We start from the raw sequence: 20907 nt of genomic DNA on the forward strand, positions 1-20907 counted from the left end.
AAAGCCCAGTACGCTGAGCCTCTCATGGAAAAAAGCTCGACGACAGCCAGCCAGACGATGAAGCGGATGGATGAGAAATTTTGATTGAGTTGTCAAATTCATTCGCTGTCGCTTATATTGGTAGTTAGAGCGATCAATTTTATGTGAAAAAAAACGATAACTGGTTGGCGAGTAATTCAATCGATTTACTATTAGGAGACCTGCGAAAAATTCTCGAAGTATTTGATTTATTTTAAGTCCTGGGTTTTGGTTTTTTTACAAGTAATTGTGATTATAATATATCCAGTTTCCACCATTAGTTCTATGCCCGAACCTAAAAATAGATTTAAACTTGGTCTCTTATTAGATCTATATGAGAGCCATTTCTTAAAGCATTCATTTATGCGAAAGTTGCGTTTACGTCATCTGAAGCATTGGTTCAGTTGTCTCAAGCTAGGACAAAAGATTAGTGTGGGCTATGGACTGGCGCTCGGAGTGGCAATTCTGGGAACCGCTACAGGAATATCGATTGCTGACCAATATCATCAACAAGCTGTTAAACACGAACAAGATGCGATCGAAGAAACTCAATCCATCAGTGAATTGCAGATCCACCTCTTTCAAGTTCTCCTCCACCAACAGCAGATCCTGATGCTATTGGAGAATCGGGATTTGCTAGACCAACAGTATTCCTATTTTTTAAACCATGTGGATCTATTCAAAAAAGAATGGTCTGAGTTTAAAGCATCGGAAGGAGATACAAAAAATGCTAAGGTTGAGGAGTCACCTGGTGAAATAGAGACCCTCAAACGTTTTCTGCAAGCCAATGAAGAGATTCCAGAGGTTTACTTGCAGCAGACAGAGGCGATATTAAAGGCAATTAATACCGCTGAATTATCACCCGCAGAAATTCAGATATTCCGCAGCCAGCTCTTGACTTTTGGCAGCAGTCCTGCATCGCTGCAATTGAAGAAATTTTTACAAGATATAGAGCAATTAAAGGTAAGAGCGTATAAAGAGTACAGAGAAGCAAAAACTGAGTTTGAAAATGTACAGGTGCTACGAGTGCAGGTTATTGCTGGGAGCATGATTTTGTCAGTGGCGATTGGGATTTTCCTCGCGATTTATACCAGTCGGGCGATCGCTCGTCCCCTCCAACAAGTGACCATTATTGCTCAGGAAGCAACCCAAACTGGCAATTTTGATTTACAAGCTGCTGTTACCACTAAAGATGAAATTGGTATATTAGCAACAGCTCTAAATAAACTGATTCGACGAGTCAAGCAACTGCTACAGGAACAACAAGCCGCATCCACAGAACGCCTAATTCAACATGAAAAAATGGCGACTTTGGGACAGTTGATTGCAGGAGTAACCCATGACATTAACAATCCAATTAATTCCATAGCCGGCAACCTAACCCATACAGAAAGATACCTAAAAGACTTACTAGAACATTTGCACATCTATCAGCAGCATTACCCCGAACCTGCGTCAGAAATTGTCGAACACGCTGAAGCCATTGAGCTAGAATTTGTAGAAGAAGATATACCCCTAATGCTTGCATCTCTTCAGCAGAGTGCTGAACGTATCCGCGATATCAGTTATTCCATGCGGTTGTTCGCACGAGCAGACTCTTCCCAAAAGATTGCTTTCGATATCCACGAAGGCATCAACAGCACGCTATTAATTTTAAAACACCGACTCAAAGCTAATAATAATCATTCGGAAATTACTGTCACCAAAAACTACGGTAACTTGCCAAAAGTTAAATGTTTTGCTGGACAACTAAATCAAGTATTTATGAACATTATCGGTAATGGGATTGATGCCCTAGAGGATGCAATGGATCGAAGTAAAAATTCTGATGATTCTGAAGTCGTCCTGATTCCTTTAATTAAAATTCAAACTAAAATTGTCGAAGATAATTGGGTCAGAATTACGATTGCTGATAATGGTTCAGGCATCGATGAAGCGTTTAAATTACGGTTGTTTGAGTCATTCTTTACAACCAAAGATGCTGGGAAAGGCACCGGGCTAGGACTCTCAATGAGTCACCAGATTGTGACCCAAAAGCACGGGGGGAAACTCTACTGCCATTCCCAAATTGGACAGGGAACGGAGTTTGTGATTGAGTTACCTATTGGTTAATTTCAATGAATAATCAAAAGCAGAGTTATACGAATTTTTTATGAGGCTGCATAGAATCCGAATACAAATTAGGTACGTAGTTGCGCTTCAGCGCTCTTTCCTAATATTATCAAGAGCGCTGAAGCGCAACTACATACCTATGATGACAATAAAATCACCCTGCTTATTAAGGGGGACTTAGGGGGATCGGGATATGTGCAACTTCAGATTAAATTGGTATTAAGGGTCAATTTGACCGGGTGAAAATATTATATCGTTCGCTCTCATACGATTTAAAATTATTTATTAGCATTTTGGACAAATAGATAAATATCATCCCGCTGATATTTGAGTCTAAATTGGGGATGGTTGGCGACTTGAGTTATGAGGTTTTGCACAAAAGCTCGATCGCTCATCCAGCCAGGATACCTCAGATTGAGCAAGACATACTCAAACTCTGCGAGATTTTCAGGAGGCGTCTGAGCCTGAGTTAAGCGTACTACAGGGCGGTGCGTTAGGTGCGGAGCCATGTGAGAAGTGGTTAAAACACTACCTTTGGTGTTGACGAGAGTGATGGCTTCTCTGCTAGCCGGCAAAGTGTCGATGGCATCTAGATAAATAGTCCAAAAATAGCCGTACTTCGCTAAAGCTAAGAAACCAATTAACGACCAAATTACAATGACTCTCGGCAACTGATAATCTGGCATTGGCAATCTATCAAATATTGTCTTTACCTGTTGCTGATTCCTATCTGCCAAAGTCGAAATTACCGCCACCAACAAAAACGGCAATATCGGAATAGAATATTGATGGATCAAGTCTCGTTGAGCCGGGATATCCGAAAGAATATTCATGGCTAACATCGGGGAAGCGCTAATTAAAGGTGTCAGATGCCGTGGCGAAATCCACCAAATTACAGGTAATACTAACAAGGCTAAATATTGAAAAGTATCAGCCGAAAACAAACGCCCTAAAATCAGATTTGGTTTCAAGATTAAATTAACAGCTATTTCTAAAACCGAGTTTCCCAAATATTGATATCGCCCGATTCCCGCGTGTTCTCTTCCCTGATTAAAATATGGTATAACTCCCTGAGTAACTACTAAAAACCAACCTACCCCGACAAATAGAGCTATCAGCCCGCAATTGCGTTTTTTGTCAAAACACAACAGCCACAATCCCATCGCAGCTACAGTTAAAGATAACACGGCTTTGCAGCTCAAAACTAAGACGATGGCCGCACAAAACCACAGAGTTTTATTGAGTCGTGCGGCGAGGATGGCTGCTAGCAGTGCGGGCAAAGCAATGACTTCGGGGTGGAAGTCGAAGAGGTTGACATTGAAGACTAAGGGGTAGAAAAGGTAGATACAGGCGATCGCCCGAGCTATACTATTCTTTAATCCGGCTTGACTGGCCAAACACCAAACTGGCCAAGCCCCGGATGCTAAGGCTACTGCTTGCACTAACAACAGCCAGTGAACATTGGGATATATTTTGTAAAGCCAACCGACGGGATACATCACCCCAGCGGCATGATTTCCTAGGTGATGAATTTCGAGAAATGAGGAAAACGGCGTCTTTCCTTGACTGATAAGATACGCTACTTGATCGTAAATTCCGAGCTCAAAGGCGTTGGATTCAAGCAGGGCGTGGCGTACACTGCTGCAGAGGAAAAATATCAGGGCAAAAAGGGCGATTTGCCAAATTACTGGATGATATTTTAGCTTAAAATTGTTCATAGTCTTAGCCGGGGCGGGTTTATTTGATTGATGCACTTTCTCAAAGACAATGGTGAACCCGCCCCTACAGAAATTACGGTTAATTCACCAGATTTTATTTTATACCTATTTTAAACTAAATAACAGTATTCTTGTCCCCCCCCTTACCAAGGGGGGGCTAGGGGGGGTCGAAGAGTGTTGCACAATTTTAGATAAATGGTATTACTTATTATCATACTATTTGCGGACTTTTTGAAACAAAAATACATCGTCTTGCTGATAGCTTATTTGAAACAAAGGAGATTTTTTCAGTTGAGTCACAACACTTGCAGCAGTATCCGCAGTATCGTGCCAAGGATGGCGCATATTTAATAGTACATACTCAAATTCATTTAAACTTTGTCCGTTGGTAACTTGATGCAACAATTTAATTGTTGTACGATGAGCGAGATGAGTTGCTAGGGAATTATCTGTCAACACATTGCCTTGAGTTTGCACTCTATTAATTGCCTGTCGCGTCGCTTGCCAAGTATCTAGAGACTCTAAATAAATGGTCCCAAAATACCCATATTTTGCTAAAATCAAGAAACTCAAAAAAGACCACAAAACCAACAATTTTGACACATTAGCAAACAGCAATTTTCCCCACCTCCAACTGCGGCGAATCCACAGGCGGCTCATCCAGATATGTTTGACAGATTTAAGCGAAATCTTTTTCGAGATGGGCTTCCAAATTCGGAGTATCAAATTCCGGTGATTCCATAAATAGTTTCGGAAATTTTTCCAAAAATCATTGCCTCTTATCTGTCTGTCTGCTAGTGTAGAAATTACCACGATTAATAAAAATGGAAATATCGGTACCGAATACTGGTGAATCAAATCTCGTTGGGCTTCAATATCCGAAAGAATATTCATCACTAGCATGGGAAAAGCACCAATTAATGGTGACAGGTGACGCGGCGAAAGCCACCAAATTACAGGGGAAAATAATAAAAACACATAGCCGAAAGTCCCAGCAGAAAACAAACGCCCTAAAATGAGATTTGGTTTCAAGATTAAATTAATCGCAATTTCCAAAACAGAGTTTCCTAAATACTGGTATCGCCCGACACCTGCGTGTTGTTTGCCTTGATTAAAATATGGTACGATTGCTTGAGTGGCTATCAAAAACCAGGCTGCACCGAGAAACATAGCGATGAGTCCGCACTTGCGAGTTTTTTCAAAGAAAAACAGCCAAACACCCATCATCAAAACTGTCAAAGATAGCACGGCTTTGCAGCTTAAGATTAGGAGGATGGCGGCACAAAACCACAATGTTTGATTGAGTCTGGCGGCTAGGATTGCTGCTAAAATGGCGGACATTGCTATGACTTCGGGGTGGAAGTCGAAGAGGTTGACGTTAAATACTGCGGGATATAGCAGATACATGGCTGCAACTGCGATCGCCTTTGGTTCAGTTAATCCCGCTTGACGTGCTAAACTCCAACTAGGCCAAGCACCTAAGGCCAGGGCAAAAGCTTGGACGAATAACAGCCAGTGCACGTCGGGATATATTTTGTAGAGTAAAGCTAGGGGATAGAAGATAAAGGCAGCATGATCTCCTAAAATATTGATTTCCATTAATGAGGAAAATGGTGTTTGATTTTGGGAGATCAAGTAAATTGCTTGGTCAAAAATGGCTAAGTCGTAGGCAGTGGAATGAAACAAAGCGTGGCGTGCACTGCTGGCTGCAAATAAAATTATCGTTGTTACGACAACCATTAACAATACTGGATGGGATTTTGGGGATTGTAAGGTTAGCATTTTCTTGGTTTAAGCGGCGATGCGTTTAAATAGTAGAACTTGGTTTTTTTGATAAGTTAATTGAAAAGTGCGATCGTTTTTAAGTTGATTTGCTAAGGTGTTACCAATTTTTTCGGTATCTGGCCACGGATGGCGGAGGTTTAATAATATATATTTAAATTCAGCTAAATTTGTTTGAGGTGAAATTTGTGAAAGCAATTTGACTGTAGGGCGATGGGCAAAGTGAGGAGCAAGTCTATTATCTGTTAAAATACTGCTTTGGGTTTGAACTTGGGCGATTGCTTCCCGTGTGGCTTGCCAGGTATCTAGTCTACTTGCATACAGAATAAAGTCTTTGGATTCTCCCAGCAATAGGAAAATTATTAATGACCAAATTACCATTGCTTTGGGTAATTGCATTCCGAGCCACAGTTGCGGAATTGGGATTTTTTTTAAGCGTAAATTAGCTATTTTTGGTAATTGAATATTTTCTGGATTGAGAGATGTAGCTTGACTTACGTTTTTGATTGCTGCTGCTTGGGCGATAATTGCTAAGATTAAAAATGGAACAATTGGTACTGAATATTGATAAGCTAAACTCCGTTGAAATGGTAAATCGGAGAGGATATTGATAATTAATGTAGGGATGGCTGGAATTAAGGCTGTTAAATATTTGAGGTTGGTGGGGCGGGAAAATGGCAGCAACAGCCAAATCACGGGTAAGGTGAGAATAAATAAGTATTTGAATGTGTCGAAGGAAAGAATTTTTCCTAATACTAGCTGTGGTTTTAATATGAGGTTGATGATGATTTCGAGGACGGATTTGCCTAAATAGCCATAACGCCCGACTCCGGCGACTTCGCTACCGCTAAAGTAGGGGATGATTTTTTGGGAAGCTATCAAAAACCATGCTACACCGAGTAAAAGCGCGATCGCCCCAAACCGTTGTTTTTTTTCGCAAACAAACAGCCATAAGCCAATGGCAGCAACGGTTATAGACAAAACTGCCTTACAACTCAACACGAGCAGAATTGCGGTACAAAACCACACCAGTTTATTTAAGCGCGCTGCTAAAATTGCTGCTAACAGTGCGGGTAAAGCGATTACTTCCGGGTGAAAATCAAATAAGTTGATGTTGAATACCACCGGATAGAGCAAATAAATTAGGGCGATCGCGCGAGACTGTTCTTGATTTAAACCCGCCAAACGCGCTAAACTCAAGCTAGGCCAAGCTCCCAGCGATAAAGCAACTGCCTGTACCAAAAACAGCCAATGCACATCCGGGTAAATTTTGTACAGCAAAGCCAGCGGATAATAGATTACCGCAGCGTGATCTCCCAAAATATGAATACCCATCAAGGAAGAAAACGGCGTTTGGTTTTGACTCAGCAAGTAAATTGCTTGGTCAAAAATTCCCAAATCGAAGGCTGTGGATTGGAATAAAGCGTGCCGCAAACTGCTACAGGCAAAGAAAATTGTAGCAGCAATCGCGATCGCCCAAATCAAACTCGACGGTAAGCGCGATCGACCTTCTTCTGTATTTTCCCCGATTCCAACGCCGATATCCTCACGGTTACCAGCAAAATTTTCCCCATTCTCCATGAAATCTGGCACTAACTGACTGCTCAAAATATGATTCCCTCAAATATGCTTGCCACGCCATAGTTCAATACGGTTCACTTAAAACTATTTATGCGCCGGAGATCCCCCTAAATCCCCCTTAATAAGGGGGGACTTTGAAAGCATTCTTGTCCCACCCCCTACTCCCCTTTTTTAAGGGGGGTGCCAGGGTGATCTGTCTTAATTGAACCGTATTGCGCCATAGTTAACCGCTAATTTGAGTCCGGTAATCGTAATATTAGAATGATCCACAAAACCTTAAAAAATTGTGAAAGCAATAACTCTTCTCGGCTCCACAGGCTCCATCGGCACTCAGACTCTGGATATTGTAGCTCAATACCCGGAACAATTTCGGATTGTCGGGTTAACAGCCGGACGAAATGTAACGTTACTGTCACAACAAATTCGCCAGTTTAAACCGGAAATAGTCGCGATTTGCGACGAAGATAAATTAGAGGAATTGCAAAGGGCGATCGCAGATCTCGACCCTCAACCTATTTTACTTGCTGGCGAGTCAGGCGTTGTCGAAGTTGCCAAATATGGCGATGCTGAAGCCGTCGTCACCGGCATAGTTGGCTGTGCCGGTTTGTTACCAACAATTGCCGCCATCAAAGCAGGCAAAGATATCGCCTTAGCCAATAAAGAAACATTAATCGCCGGCGGCCCCGTTGTCAACCCCCTGATCGAAAAATACGGGGTTAAAGTATTGCCGGCAGACTCAGAACATTCAGCAATTTTTCAATGCCTCCAAGGCATACCGGCGGGAGGTTTGCGCCGAATTATTCTCACAGCTTCGGGCGGTTCTTTTCGAGATTTGCCGATCGACAAATTAGCACAAGTAACAGTCGCCGATGCCTTAAAACATCCCAATTGGTCGATGGGGCAGAAAATCACCATTGATTCTGCTACTTTGATGAATAAAGGATTGGAAGTAATTGAGGCTCATTACCTGTTCGGGATGGATTATGATGACATTGATATTGTCATCCATCCCCAGAGTATCATTCACTCGTTAATTGAGCTACAAGATACATCCGTTTTGGCACAATTGGGCTGGCCGGATATGCGTTTGCCCCTACTTTACGCTTTGTCTTGGCCGGAGCGAATTCAGACAGATTGGCCGCAGCTAGATTTGGTAAAATCCGGTGATTTAACTTTCCGAGAACCCGATCACGAAAAGTATCCCTGTATGCAGTTAGCCTATGCGGCGGGACGTGCGGGCGGTTCGATGCCGGCGGTACTGAATGCGGCAAACGAACAGGCGGTAGCGCTATTTTTGGAGGAAAAAATTACATTTTTGGATATTCCGAAATTAATTGAAAAGGTGTGCGACAAACATCAAGCCGACAACTGTGAAAGTCCGGCTTTGGAGGATATTCTGGCGGCGGACAAGTGGGCGCGGCAGGAAGTTTTGGCTGCAAGTGTCGAATTGGGCGATCGCATTCTTTCGGTGCGCTAATTCTTTAGTTCGTAGTGCGGACTTCAGTCCGCATAAAAACCAGAGGATTAAAGTCAATCATCGAGCATCTCAGCTTTGCATTTATAGTGCTGTCCCCGCTCGCGATTTGTAGAATACGCGAGCGGGGACAGCACTACAATCAAAAAATGCTTTTAACAAAACTGATGCTCCCGTCAATGATTGTGTCAGCAAATTTGCGCTTACCCACAAGCCCTAGGAGTGAATTAATTCCCCGTCTCATAGAAGACAGTCGGTTGAAACCGACTGCTCAATCTTGATAAATATCCAGTCCTGTTTCAGAGGACTTTAGCTATGAGACAGGGGTTTTTAACCCCTGGCGGACTATGCCAAAAAGTGCAAAATATCCAGCAAAGCCAAATCAAAGTTTTGGGCGATCGATTCTTGAATCCCTTGATAAAATAGAGCTATGAGTTCCATTTCAGGAAGCAACCGATGCAAACAGAAACCAAACCAACAGTATTTGAGCTAAATCAACTAATTATCCCACCCGGCAATAAAGTGCAGTTACAAAACGTTAGCTGGGAAATGTACTCGTCTATCCTAGACGAGCTAGGGGAAGGTTACGCAATTCGACTTACTTATTACGAAGAAATACTGGAAATCAGGATGCCACTACCAAAACATGAAAAAGCTAAATCATTAATTGGATACTTTGTCAACGTGCTTTTGGAAGAACTTAATATAGATTGTGAAGTTTTAGGTTCTACTACATTCAAAAGCAAAGAAATGCAGAGTGGCGTAGAGCCTGACGATTGTTTCTATATTCAGAACCAAGCTGCTATCATAGGTAAAGATAGAATAGATTTAACAGTAGATCCGCCTCCCGATTTGGCGATCGAGATTGACAACTCCTCACAAACCAGTTTAAACAGCTATCAAGCTTTGAAAGTGCCGGAACTTTGGAGATATGACGGGCGAACCCTGAAAATCTATCTGCTTCAAGACGGAAAATATACTGAGTCCGATACTAGCCAAAATTTCCCCGACTTTCCCATTATTGATGTAATTCCCCAATTTGTCGATCGCGCCAACACCCAAGGAAGAAGCCCAACAATCAGAGCATTTCGAGCTTGGGTAAAAGAGCAACTTCAAATCAAAGACTCCTAGCGGCGGGTTTCACTAATTTTTGACTGGCGCCGCCAAATCAGTCGCACTCATCTTTTCGTACATTTCAAAAGGTTGGTGAATCCAAGGATTATCCGGCAAATAATCTACATAATAATCCGGTTTCGCCGCAGAACAAGCCTTGTACCAAAGCACAGCAGTCCGAATTTCCTGAATATCCTCGCCGTAACGACTCTTCAGCCAAACAATAGCTTGCTCTAAACTAATTCCCGAATCCACCAAATCGTCAACTAGCAGAATCTGGCTGCCCAAATTATCGCCCACCATTGTCAAATCCCGCGCAAACTCGATCGCCCGCCGGACTTTTCCCTCCGCCCCACCATAGGACGAGGCCGCTAAAATCGCCAGAGGTTTGTCGAAAATCCGCGACAGAGTATCGCCGACACGCAGCCCTCCCCTCGCCAAACAGACAATGCGATCGAATTTCCATTGAGATTCATTAATTTTTACTGCCAAATCCTCAATTTTTCGATGGTACTCAGACCAAGAAACGTAAAGGTCGCTCATGCCTAATATTATTATTGAAATATCAAAGATATTATTCAATATTTTGGGAAAAATGACATGAATGCAGAGGAACTTCTCAGACGGTATGCAGCCGGAGAACGGGTTTTTCGTACAGTTGATCTGGCTGGGATCGATATGTCAAGGACAAATTTGCGCGATATAGACCTGACAGGAGCTAGTTTAACAGGTGTAAGTGCGATCGGCATAACGCTCTACAGAGCCAATCTGTATCAAGCAGATATCAGCAAAGCTGACTTCTCCCAAGCCAACCTCATGTCGGCTAATTTCGGCGAATGCGAGGCGATGGGAGCGAATTTGAGCGGAGCTATCTTGCGGAGTGCCGTGCTCAGCGGGGCAGATTTTACGGGGGCGAGTCTCAGGGGTGCAGACATCAGAGATGCGAACCTTCAACGGGGAGTTTTGATTCAAGTTTATGCAGTTAACGCTAACTTGCAAGGTGCCAATTTGACAGAAGTAAAACTTTGCGGAATTAACCTGACTCAAGCAAATTTAACTGACGCCAACTTAACACAAGCCGATCTCAGCCATGCTAACCTCACTCAAGCAAATTTGAGTTGGGCTAATTTGACAGAAGCAAATCTCCAAAAAGCTAATTTGAAGGGAGCAGATTTGAGCGGAGCTAATCTGACTTGTGCAAATCTGCATCTAGCAGATTTGAGTGGAGTTTCTCTTAAGGGAGCAAATTTCAGGGGAGCAAACTTGCATCAAGCTTATTTGCGCGGGACAAATTGGAAGGAGGCGAATCTGAGAGAGGCTATGATGCCTGACGGCACAATTTCTGAGTAAATAAGCTGGCAACACAGAATTTAAAACCGCAGGGTGCTGGTGTCGCACCCTACATTTAGCTTAATTCCAGATTTTATTGAGGGGATTTAATTAAAGCTTCAGGTTTCCTCGCCCAAAAACGGATACAGCTATCCGAGATTCGCCTAGTGAAGAGTCAAAAATTTTAGATTAAAGTTCAATCTCCAGATTCATCTGTTGATAAAATTTCTTATCTAAAATGTAAATTCTCAAATCTAAAAATGATTGACAGTGCATTGAAAGAAAAGTGACAAAATTTTGGGCAACAGTTTAATCTACAACTTTCAGCCAGCCCCGGCGAACCGCGTGGAGCAAGCGGTTGATGGCTGTTTGATCTTCTTCGGTAAGACAGTCATTTAATAGCGCTGTCTTGAGCTGTTGTCGGTGAGTGGGAGTCAGCAGACCGGAGTGATATACCTGAAACACTAGCTCTGCGATCGTAAATTGAGGTAAAAACGTTTGGGTCATCATTAGTTTTTTTTTGAAATCACTTTTGATAGTATTGACTGATTTTCCCAATATTTATGTGATTCAAATACGCCAGTAAATGTGATCGATTCTGTCTTGATTGGTGATTTGTGTCAATCGGACTTGGGGAGCGGATGTTTCCTCGATCGAGAGAGCATCTCGAAACACAAACCCCGTCCCGATTCCTCCTTTTTAGTAACTCCAAAATCTGTGTTTTTTGTTAAAAGCTGCTGACAAACAAGTTAATATTAATTTAACAAATCACTAAGTATGTCCTTACCAATAAACATAGATGCGTTGAGGGGTGAGAACACTCATTTACTCTTTTGTATATGAGCGATCTTGATGGTGAAGAATACCTACAATATACTATCTTTATTTTTAGGATGACTGCTAAGTAATTACTACTAACTAAATCGACCCATATTAAACGTAAAACTTTTATGGTGTTGAGAAACCCACTTGGCTTGCATTTACTGGGTATCTTTGTGTAGTTTTTTTTCCGTAGATATACTTAATGAGTCCCCGCTGCTGACTACTGACTACTGTCCGCGTGCGGGGACAGCACTAAGGACTGTTAACGGTTTTGCATCAAAAATCCCGGCATCTTCAAGAAACCGGGTGCGATCGCCACGATCGCAACAAAAAATATTTTTGAGAGGTTAATGGAGAGACCTACTCAGGGAAATCTTACTTGCGGGCAAAGCTTTACACCAGACAGATCGGAACTACCGATCTAAACTTACTGTCTGACGGTACTAATCGGAAATTCTGACCCATCCGCGGCGGATGGCGTGAAGTATACGGTTGACTGCATCTCGATCGTCTTCGTTGAGAGCGCTTTCACAAAGTGCACGCAGTCCGTGACTTTCGGTACGACTCAGATTGCCCGAATGCGTGACTTGATAAAATAGTTCAGCGATCGTGCGATCGGATTTTAAAGTCAGAGTTTGCATGAAATCTCGTTGAACTCTACTATTCTAATATCCAGCATTTGAAAACAGAGTAGGGTGATGGCCGTCGGCTAAGCTCTGTGATCTTTCTGAGATCTGCTTGCGATCTAAATCACTAAGTGTACGTGAGTCAAATCACCTAAAAGGAGAGACCTCGATCGCATTTGCTGTGATTGTGGCGGTAGCCTCCTGGTTGGACGAAACCTCAAAAACTCCTGATGGCAAGACTTTGAGTGCGATTGTTGGTGGTTTCGTCGGTGTGCCTCCGACATCCTAGGCTGTGGACTCCCAGACTTGTGAAACTGTTCGTTTTCAACACTCCTCACTCCCGGCCTCCAGTTGCGATCGGCGAGCCACAGCCTGAGATACAATAAATTATCAATACTTCGACCCCATCTATAGGCAGGCAGGTAAAAGAATGCTCATTATTGGCTACTTTTCGGTTTCCTTAATCGTTTTTGTGGTTTGGTTCATTGTTTTTTGGAACGATACTTCAACATCCAAAAAAGACTTGCTCTCTTGGGTGGCCTTACTACTCGGCCCCCTGGTTTGGCCTATTGTTCTACCCTTATCCCTGTTCCAAATTAGTAGCAGAAAGTCGGTTGAACAAGAAGCTAAATCAGAGCAAAAATTATAGTAAATTGTGGAATTAACTGACTCAAACATAGTTAGTCAGCTTGCCTGAATCATCATTCCTCGCTCCTCCCATCCAGTAAATCATCTTGTTTTATGACAAAACGTGGCATCTAGAAGGTGGAATCAGATAATAAAAATGCTGAATCCTAAAACAGTATGTTTTTACCCCTATCAAATTCTGCCTTCTGTTTTTTGATGCCTGCTGTTATTTGGTCAGATTGTGATTTAAGGCTGCCACTCAGTCAAAAGTGTGAGACCCCGATTTTGGACAGCGAACGCAACATTTTTTCAGTCATAAATTATCTGCCACCTCCACCAAGCTCAAACTTAACAGGCAATATAACACGTTCTCTTGCTAGCCAGAGTATAACTTCAGACATATTTTAGCGTTCCGCTTACAACTTAATAATTTTTATTATTTCCGGCTTCTGCTTACCATTAATCGAATTGGCGAAAATTATTGCTGGTTTTTGATAAAAAGCTATAGCCTTTCTCAAAAAGATGAGGTATGACTTACAGCTTGTATAACCCTTAAACGTATAGGGCCTTCTTCCCAACAACGTCCGCGAATCTTTCGCTAGATCCGCTATATATTTTTTACGCTATAAGCTTTTGATGCTAGATATTTCCAGATTGTAACAGCTTTTCAACAGAAAATTGTAGAGTTCGATATCGCCACAATTCCCAAACTCTTACCACAGTTAGATACACAATTAAAGGCAGAGACTTCAATATGAAATAGCCAACAAAACTATTGCTTGTCTCAAGCAGGACTTGTTTGATGGGAGGAATGACGAGTGAGTTTATGAGGCGAGCGATGGGATTTTGATCTGGTGCTGCATTTTTGGGAACTTCCCCAAAACAGTGCCGTCACAGTATCAGAATTTACTATTTGTACAAACAGTTAGGAGTGAAAATGAACGAAATGTCTGAGAAGCGAATTTATGGAATTCTTAACGCAGTGTCGCTGCTAGCGCTGACCTACTATGCAGCGACTTCAATCAATTATCTTTTCCAAACTGACGCTCACATCTACAGCTACGACAGCCAGAGCTATGTCAACGGGTCACCAGCAGACTTAGAATCACACTGAGCGGGTAAATAGTACAGCTTGTCTATGAATGCCAACGATTTTTTGGGGAAATAGCTAATCGTTGATTTATTGCGATCGATCGCGTCGGAATTAGCAATTAGCAATAAATAATTGCTGAAAACTAGAATTTATAAAATTAAATTTTTAAATATAACTGTATTCAAAGTTACCTCAGATTTAGGCAGCACAGACACTTTTACAAAGGGCTGCTATTGATTTGTTGTGCAAAACTGTGTTGAGGTGCTTCCCATGACACAAAATATCTTATGCACGGGTCATTCCCACAGATAACCTGTGGGGATCGTTGGTTTCGGCTTCTAAAACTTTGCTGCTTAAGGCTTTGGAGGCCAATCAAGTTTTTTTGTTTTTTGGGCGGAACTAATATTTTAACTCAACAGTCAGGTTGATTGAAGCGTACTAAGAAATGGCACTCTGTTAATTATTACGCAATCCTGACGATCGCAATTTGTGCGATCGACAATTATTTTATTAGCCATCTGGCGTGCAAGTTCTATCAAAGAGCATAGTCCCATTAAAAATGGTACATGAAAGCCTATAGCAGCCGGGTCAATCTGGGTCTCAACCGATGTCCCGTTTAATTGATGAAATCCCGTTGAAGGGAACAAGTAGAAAAAATAATTGAGGGGGGGAATGTAAATGACACAGGTAACTAATCCAACTCAGCCAGCATCTGCGGTTGAAAATCGTGGGGGTGGACTTGATATTATCGGCACCCAAGGCGATAACAGGATACGGGGAACGATCGAAGAGGATATCATCCTAACTTTTGGGGGCAACGATATCATTGCTGGTGGCAGTGAGAATGACCTGATTTTTTCAGGAGGTGGCAATGATAGTGTGGGTGGTGGCAGCGACAATGATACTGTCTATGCTGGTACAGGAAACGATGTAGTCGATGGTGGTAACGGCAACGACACACTCTTCGGCGGTAAAGGTTTCGATCTCGTCAACGGCGGTGATTGGGATGATTTCGTCTCCGGAGATCGGGGCAATGACACGGTACTTGGCGGATCGGGTAACGATACTGCTTTGGGTGGTGACGGCAACGATATCGTCTTGGGCGGTGACGGCAACGACAGTCTGTTCGGCGGTCGAGGTAACGATACTGTCGATGGCGGGAGAGGGGATGACTTTATCTCTGGCGACAGAGGAGCTGATCTTCTGACTGGCGGTGCCGGTAGCGATACGTTCTACTTTGCTGGTGTTGGTGGCGATTATGGAATTGACACAATTACCGACTTTAACCCCGGTGAAGATAAACTCAGTTTCGATCGCAATGCTTTCTCTGGTTTGGGTGGCTCTTTCGATGCTACCGACTTTATCGTGGTTGCTGGTTTTGCTCCCGGAAGCGCACCAGCAAATACTTTGAACAAGATCGTCTACGACCCGCAAAACGGTTTGTTGTACTACAATCCAGGTAACGGCGGAGTGAAGACTGTGGCTCAACTGCAACCGGGGCTCAATCTTAGCTCTACTGCTGTCAGCAAGAACAACTTCGAGCTGTTCTAGAGAAACTAGCTATTGTGAGAACAGCACCGGACAGATTCCGGGGCTGTTCTCACGCGGCAGTCTGACAATTTTGACGGCTTTCAACTTAGTTCTGCCACAGGCAGAACTAAGTTGAAGGCTTCAATCTTAAGAAAGTGATCCTATGTGTTTAAGTAATCGATCGCCAAATCGATCGCCAAAATATAAATAATCTTAGAGTATAAAAATCTCAAATCATAACTCTGGGGGTTCACGCCGATGGGCTGAATTTCGAGGGAATAATGTGCTGGTCAACAAATTTTATTTTTCGGGAACTCTGGGCGGAACTTAAAAGTCTCGTGATTCAGAGTCTACTGAAAAATCGCAACTCAGTTTAAGCTCGATTGCGGGCGATCGAACTTACGGGCGATCGACAGCTGCCAAGGACTGCGGTGCAATTTCTCAATCTTGAGAGCATACTCCCATTAACAAATGGTCTATGTGTATTTCTGGCTACAGTTTAAAAAATAAGTAGCCGCACCCAAGGTACGTATGGTAGACTCACAAACGTTTAAGTGCAATATTTTCGTGCTAGAGGAGGGAGTGATGGAGTCGAGAGTCCAAGGCAGAAAACAACTGATACTTGCTGCTCAACGAATACCAGATTCAACTCGCGGTTCCCGGCTCCCTGCTGACAAATTAAATTACATGACAGCTTATAGCAGCCGGGTCAATTAGGGTCTCAACCGATGTCCGGTTCGATTTATTGAATCCCTTTGGAGGGAAAAGTGTATTGTAGAAAAGTGATTCATCTTTTAGGAGGAGTGTAAATGACACAGGTAACTAATCCAACACAACCAGCAGTTTCTCTACCAGGAGCTGGCGGCTCTAGTGTTGTCGGTCTCGGAACCGCAAACAGATTAAGTGCAGGCAATCTCAACGATATCATCCTGACCTTTGGGGGCGATGATGTCATCGCCGGCAACGGTGGGGACGACATCATTTTTTCCGGTGGCGGCAATGACAGTCTCGGCGGCGGCAGCGGTAACGATGCCCTCGTTTCAGGCAGTGGCAACGATGCTGTCTCTGGTGGTGACGGCGATGATAGAATCTTTGGCGGCAAAGGGAATGACCAGCTTGACGGCGGTGCTGGCAATGACTTGGTTTCTGGAGACCAAGGCAACGATCTCGTACTCGGCGGAACTGGTAACGATACCCTGTTTGGCGGCCAAGGCAGCGATACTGTCAGCGGTGGCGATGGCAACGATACCATCTGGGGCGGTAAAGGCAACGATACTGTCGATGGTGGCGCTGGTAATGACTTCGTATCTGGCGACAGAGGCAGCGATGTCCTGACTGGCGGTGCTGGTAGCGACACGTTCTACTTCGCGAGTGCTGGCGGCGATTTCGGCGTAGACACGATCACTGACTTTACGCCTGCTGAAGATAAGATCAGATTGAAGACGACCGGCGGCGGCGTGTTCGGTGCTTTGGGCAACAGCGTCGATACCAGCGAGTTTGTTGTCGTTTCTGGTTTCAGCGCCAGCAGCCCAGGATCCACCACTAACAAGTTGATCTACGACCCGACAAACGGTGCGTTGTTCTTCAACAGTGGCAACGGAGTGCTACAGGTTGCTCAGTTGCAGACTGGCCTGACTATTACCTCGAACAATTTCGAGGTGTTCTAAAACAACTGGCGGTTGTGGGGCGACACCGGATTTTATCCGGGGCTGTTCTCACAAAAGCCGATAGTTTGAAAGGATTTCAACCTCATTCTGCCAACAGCGGGGTGAGGTTGAAATATTCAAGGGATCAGTTCAACAGTTGACAGTTGACAGTTGACAGTTGACAGTTGACCTCTGCCTAAAAGTCAGAGTAGGGGAGTAATGAATAGTCTGATTTTAATTTCTCCCGCTCCGGGAGAGGCTTGCAACCAATTCTTTCTGGTAAAGCAAGAGCATTAAAAAAAATCGACTAACACCGATCGACCGAATTAATATTTTATTTTGCCTTCTGACATCATGTGCGATCGATTACTATAACAAAAAACTGTTCGTAGTGCGGACTGAAGTCCGCAGCATATTGCGGACTGAAGTCCGCACTACGAACGACCCGATCGCCTAAAATATAGATAGTCTGAAAAGATCAAAGTTTTAAAATCAGAATTTATAAGTTTTCCTGAAGCGGTAAAGCAACCGCAACTGCACCGCAAGCAATGACCACTCAAGAATACATCCGGCAAGCCCAAGTTTATTTGAACCAGGGAAAGTTAAGTCAGGCGATCGATTTTTGCCATCAGGCGATCGAACTACAGCCATTTTCGCCGCTAGCTTACACCACTTTAGGCGAAATCCTCGAAGCGAGCGGAGATCCGACGGCAGCAAGAGATGCTTTTGTGCAAGCTTTGGAGATTTCGCCGACGTTTGTGCTGGCCCATGCTTACTTGGGTCAACTTTACAGCGAGTATTGCTGGCTGGATGAGGCGGCTTTTCACTACGTCAAAGCTCTGGAGTTGAAGCCAGACTGGCCGGAGTTAAATTATAACTTGGGAAATGTTTTTCACAGTCAGGGTAATTTGTTGGGGGCGATCGACTGTTACCGCAAGGCGATTGCCCAAAAACCCGATTATTTACTTGCTGTATTCAATCTGGCTGTGGTTTTAAATGAAAATAATCAGCTAGAAGCGGCAATTGATAGCTACCGTCAGGCGATCGCCCTCCAGCCGGATTATGTGGAAGCTTACAGCAATTTGGGCGTGATTTTGCTGAAGGAAGATCGCCCTGCTGAGGCGATCGAGATTTACCAGCGGGCGATCGAGATTAAGCCGGAATGGGCAACGCTGCACAATAATTTGGGCCAGGTGTTCCACGAAAAAAGTCCCTTCAAGGCGATCGCATCTTACCGTCGCGCGATCGATCTAGAGCCGGAGATGGTTTTGGCTCACTACAATCTAGGGAAAGCTTGGCAATTGCAAGGCGAACATTTGGCGGCGGTTGCTTGTTTCGATCGGGTAATCGAACTCAATCCCCAACATATTTCCGGCTATACAGACGCCGGATTTTCTTTGATGTTTTTGGGCAAAATTGCCGAAGCCATGCCTTATTTCAAGCAGGCGGTAGCTCTCAAGCCAGAATTTGTTGAGGCTTACTGTCGTTTGGGAGAAACGAGGCAAGTTGCTGCTGTAGAGGATGATGAATTGTCAAGGGCGATCGCTGCGTGCGATCGATTTCTGAAAGCGCTAACTGGAAGTAAGAAGGAAGAAGGAAGAGGGCAGAAGGAAGAGGGCAGAAGGAAGAAGGAAGAAGGAAGAGGGAAGAAGGAAGAAGGAAGATTAATGCCCGATGCCCAATTCCCAATGCCCGATGCCCAATTCCCAATGCCCGATGCCCAATTCGCAATTCCCGATGCCCGATGCCCAATGCCCGATGCCCAATTCCCAATTGCTGAAATATGCGATTATTTAGCAGAAATTTACCTGCATTTGGGGAATGCTTTAACAGAGTATGGCGGATATGAATCAGCCGCTGCTTATTATCAAAAAGCTTTGCAAATTCAGCCAAAAAATGTAGAGCTTTACTGGCGGCTGGGAAATTGCTTGGCCCAGCAGCACCGATTCGGCGCGGCAATTATCGTTTACCGCATGGCTTTGAAAATTCAACCAGCTTTACCTCATGTTTATTTTGAGTTAGCAAAAGTGCTGGAAAAACAAGGGCATTTGGAACGGGCGCTGGATTATTACGAACAGGTTTTAAAGTTGCAATTGCACGGGTACGGACAGCCGAAACAGTGGGACAAACAGAGTTTTATACCGTCAGAATACAATTCGTTAGAACGTCCGCGCGGGATTTATTTATCGAGTTGGGATTGGCTGGTTAATGCTAAGTTGGATGCTGATAATTATGTAGAAATTCTTTGGGAATCTGCCACAGAAGCTAGGGCAGAAAATATTCCGAATTCTAAATTTGCTGTTAATTCGCAGTTGGCAAATTCAGAGTGTGCCGGTTTAACTTGCGGGCTGTGTTTGCACAAAATCTCTAAGTGGTTCGATCCGGTGCATTTGGGTTGGGGAGTTTGCCGTTTGTCTAACTCGCAGCCGATACCTGTGGAAACCCCAAAAACTTTTGTCGCACAGATTCCCAGCGGGCGAGTTTGGATTGTGCCTCAGCAAAATTATTGGCTGATTTGCAAAGCGATTGCTGTCATGACTCCTGATAATTATTTGTTGGCTGATGTGTCGAGAGATTATCCGGGTTTGTTGCCGGGATGCGAGAAGCATGATATCAGAAAACACAGCGTTTTTAAGTTAGAATCCTTTCCACCTTTAAAGCAAATTGACGGCAGCGTGGCGGTGCTTTCTGGTTTGTCGGGAAATGTCTATTTTCACTGGATGGTGGATGTTTTGCCGAGGATAGAATTGCTGCGGCGCAGCGGTAGGGATTTGGCGGAAATTGATTGGTTTTTGGTGAACAGTTGTCAGCACGATTTTCAGCGCGAAAGTCTCAGGATTCTGGGAATTCCACAAGAAAAGGTTTTGGAGAGCGATCGCATTCCTCACCTGCAAGCAACAGAGTTAATTGTACCTTCTTTTGCGGGATATTTGGGCTGGCCGTCCGGATGGGCGATCGATTTTTTGAGGCGGGAGTTTCTCAAGGGAATTATACCTGGTTCAAGTTATCCAAAGCGCATTTACATCAGTCGCAGCAAAGCCAGATATCGCAGAGTTTTGAACGAGGAAGATGCGATCGAGATTTTGGCACGATCGGGCTTTGTTTCTATTTTACCTGAGTCGATGTCTTTGGCAGAGCAAATTGCTCATTTTTACCATGCTGAGGTGATAGTTGCTGCCCACGGTAGCGGGTTGACAAATACGATTTTTAGTAAATCTGGAACTAAAGTAATTGAGTTGGTGTCGCCTCATTATATCAGTCATTATTACTGGGGAATCAGTCAATATTTGCAGTTGGAACATTACTTTTTAGCTGGTGAGGCTTTTGAATGTTATCCTATTAGACAGTTAATGTATCAAAATTCGCTGACTGAGGATATTTTGGTGAACTTGAGTTCGCTAAAAAGGATGGTTGAAATAGTTGGTTTGGGTTAGCT

The 20907-nt window shown here is 43.7% G+C and carries 16 protein-coding genes; 10 read left to right on the forward strand and 6 right to left on the reverse strand.

The annotated features are described in order from the left end of the window. The first annotated feature begins 381 nt into the window (after nt 1-381). Nucleotides 382-2130 carry a sensor histidine kinase gene (locus QZ918_RS04725; protein WP_293331702.1) on the forward strand — a complete coding sequence of 583 codons (1749 nt, stop codon included), beginning with the start codon at nt 382-384 and terminating at the stop codon, nt 2128-2130. 278 nt (nt 2131-2408) lie between these two features. On the opposite strand, the gene QZ918_RS04730 is transcribed toward QZ918_RS04725, so the two are convergent. From QZ918_RS04730 to QZ918_RS04740, 3 genes are all read right to left on the reverse strand, one after another. Next, nucleotides 2409-3848 (reverse strand): DUF2079 domain-containing protein, encoded by a 1440-nt coding sequence (locus QZ918_RS04730; protein ID WP_293331705.1) that lies wholly within the window; start codon nt 3846-3848, stop codon nt 2409-2411. 216 nt (nt 3849-4064) lie between these two features. Then, the gene (locus QZ918_RS04735; protein WP_293331708.1) at nt 4065-5588 is read right to left on the reverse strand and encodes a DUF2079 domain-containing protein; all 1524 of its coding nucleotides are present in this window, start codon (nt 5586-5588) and stop codon (nt 4065-4067) included. A gap of 51 nt (nt 5589-5639) precedes the next feature. After that, complete coding sequence (locus QZ918_RS04740; protein WP_293331777.1) at nt 5640-7211, reverse strand: DUF2079 domain-containing protein; 1572 nt, start codon at nt 7209-7211, stop codon at nt 5640-5642. A gap of 286 nt (nt 7212-7497) precedes the next feature. Between QZ918_RS04740 and dxr the strand changes: the two genes are divergently transcribed. Next, the gene (gene dxr, locus QZ918_RS04745; protein WP_293331710.1) at nt 7498-8688 is read left to right on the forward strand and encodes a 1-deoxy-D-xylulose-5-phosphate reductoisomerase; all 1191 of its coding nucleotides are present in this window, start codon (nt 7498-7500) and stop codon (nt 8686-8688) included. Between the two features lie 453 nt (nt 8689-9141). Further along, nucleotides 9142-9816, forward strand: coding sequence for a Uma2 family endonuclease (locus QZ918_RS04750; protein ID WP_293331712.1), 675 nt, complete (start codon nt 9142-9144; stop codon nt 9814-9816). A 12-nt stretch (nt 9817-9828) separates the two neighbouring features. On the opposite strand, the gene QZ918_RS04755 is transcribed toward QZ918_RS04750, so the two are convergent. Further along, on the reverse strand, nt 9829-10341 hold the full coding sequence (locus QZ918_RS04755; protein ID WP_293331715.1) for a phosphoribosyltransferase: 513 nt from the start codon (nt 10339-10341) through the stop codon (nt 9829-9831). Nucleotides 10342-10398: 57 nt separating this feature from the next. Here QZ918_RS04755 and QZ918_RS04760 point away from each other — a divergent pair, with 57 nt between their 5' ends. Next, nucleotides 10399-11148: a pentapeptide repeat-containing protein gene (locus QZ918_RS04760; RefSeq protein ID WP_293331718.1), complete on the forward strand. Its 750-nt coding sequence runs from the start codon at nt 10399-10401 to the stop codon at nt 11146-11148. A 288-nt stretch (nt 11149-11436) separates the two neighbouring features. Here the strand turns inward: QZ918_RS04760 and QZ918_RS04765 are convergent, their stop codons facing one another. Both QZ918_RS04765 and QZ918_RS04770 read right to left on the reverse strand, forming a co-directional pair. Further along, nucleotides 11437-11637, reverse strand: a complete 201-nt coding sequence (locus tag QZ918_RS04765) for a hypothetical protein (protein WP_293122028.1) — start codon at nt 11635-11637, stop codon at nt 11437-11439. Between the two features lie 755 nt (nt 11638-12392). After that, on the reverse strand, nt 12393-12590 hold the full coding sequence (locus QZ918_RS04770; protein ID WP_293153792.1) for a hypothetical protein: 198 nt from the start codon (nt 12588-12590) through the stop codon (nt 12393-12395). A 97-nt stretch (nt 12591-12687) separates the two neighbouring features. Between QZ918_RS04770 and QZ918_RS04775 the strand changes: the two genes are divergently transcribed. The 6 genes from QZ918_RS04775 to QZ918_RS04800 all read left to right on the forward strand — a co-directional run bounded on the left by QZ918_RS04775 (nt 12688) and on the right by QZ918_RS04800 (nt 20905). Continuing rightward, on the forward strand, nt 12688-12864 hold the full coding sequence (locus QZ918_RS04775) for a hypothetical protein (RefSeq protein WP_293331721.1): 177 nt from the start codon (nt 12688-12690) through the stop codon (nt 12862-12864). A gap of 1203 nt (nt 12865-14067) precedes the next feature. Further along, entirely contained in the window at nt 14068-14316 is a 249-nt protein-coding gene (locus tag QZ918_RS04780) for a hypothetical protein (protein WP_293331724.1), read from the forward strand. Nucleotides 14317-14973: 657 nt separating this feature from the next. Beyond that, entirely contained in the window at nt 14974-15846 is an 873-nt protein-coding gene (locus QZ918_RS04785) for a calcium-binding protein (RefSeq protein WP_293331727.1), read from the forward strand. Between the two features lie 510 nt (nt 15847-16356). Beyond that, nucleotides 16357-16542 carry a hypothetical protein gene (locus QZ918_RS04790; protein WP_293153783.1) on the forward strand — a complete coding sequence of 62 codons (186 nt, stop codon included), beginning with the start codon at nt 16357-16359 and terminating at the stop codon, nt 16540-16542. A gap of 92 nt (nt 16543-16634) precedes the next feature. Continuing rightward, nucleotides 16635-17492, forward strand: coding sequence for a calcium-binding protein (locus QZ918_RS04795; protein WP_293153780.1), 858 nt, complete (start codon nt 16635-16637; stop codon nt 17490-17492). Between the two features lie 527 nt (nt 17493-18019). Next, the gene (locus QZ918_RS04800) at nt 18020-20905 is read left to right on the forward strand and encodes a tetratricopeptide repeat protein (RefSeq protein ID WP_293331729.1); all 2886 of its coding nucleotides are present in this window, start codon (nt 18020-18022) and stop codon (nt 20903-20905) included. The last annotated feature ends 2 nt before the right edge of the window (nt 20906-20907 follow it).

It is taken from the genome of Microcoleus sp. CAWBG58 (assembly GCF_020883045.1).
Taxonomy (GTDB): domain Bacteria; phylum Cyanobacteriota; class Cyanobacteriia; order Cyanobacteriales; family Microcoleaceae; genus Microcoleus.

Excerpts from the sequence above, each read along its gene's own strand:
- QZ918_RS04725 (WP_293331702.1), top strand. The coding sequence starts at position 382 with ATGCGAAAGTTGCGTTTACGTCATCTGAAGCATTGGTTCAGTTGTCTC.
- QZ918_RS04730 (WP_293331705.1), bottom strand. The coding sequence starts at position 3,848 with ATGAACAATTTTAAGCTAAAATATCATCCAGTAATTTGGCAAATCGCC.
- QZ918_RS04735 (WP_293331708.1), bottom strand. The coding sequence starts at position 5,588 with ATGGTTGTCGTAACAACGATAATTTTATTTGCAGCCAGCAGTGCACGC.
- QZ918_RS04740 (WP_293331777.1), bottom strand. The coding sequence starts at position 7,211 with ATGGAGAATGGGGAAAATTTTGCTGGTAACCGTGAGGATATCGGCGTT.
- QZ918_RS04750 (WP_293331712.1), top strand. The coding sequence starts at position 9,142 with ATGCAAACAGAAACCAAACCAACAGTATTTGAGCTAAATCAACTAATT.
- QZ918_RS04755 (WP_293331715.1), bottom strand. The coding sequence starts at position 10,341 with ATGAGCGACCTTTACGTTTCTTGGTCTGAGTACCATCGAAAAATTGAG.
- QZ918_RS04760 (WP_293331718.1), top strand. The coding sequence starts at position 10,399 with ATGAATGCAGAGGAACTTCTCAGACGGTATGCAGCCGGAGAACGGGTT.
- QZ918_RS04765 (WP_293122028.1), bottom strand. The coding sequence starts at position 11,637 with ATGATGACCCAAACGTTTTTACCTCAATTTACGATCGCAGAGCTAGTG.
- QZ918_RS04770 (WP_293153792.1), bottom strand. The coding sequence starts at position 12,590 with ATGCAAACTCTGACTTTAAAATCCGATCGCACGATCGCTGAACTATTT.
- QZ918_RS04785 (WP_293331727.1), top strand. The coding sequence starts at position 14,974 with ATGACACAGGTAACTAATCCAACTCAGCCAGCATCTGCGGTTGAAAAT.
- QZ918_RS04790 (WP_293153783.1), top strand. The coding sequence starts at position 16,357 with ATGGTAGACTCACAAACGTTTAAGTGCAATATTTTCGTGCTAGAGGAG.
- QZ918_RS04795 (WP_293153780.1), top strand. The coding sequence starts at position 16,635 with ATGACACAGGTAACTAATCCAACACAACCAGCAGTTTCTCTACCAGGA.
- QZ918_RS04800 (WP_293331729.1), top strand. The coding sequence starts at position 18,020 with ATGACCACTCAAGAATACATCCGGCAAGCCCAAGTTTATTTGAACCAG.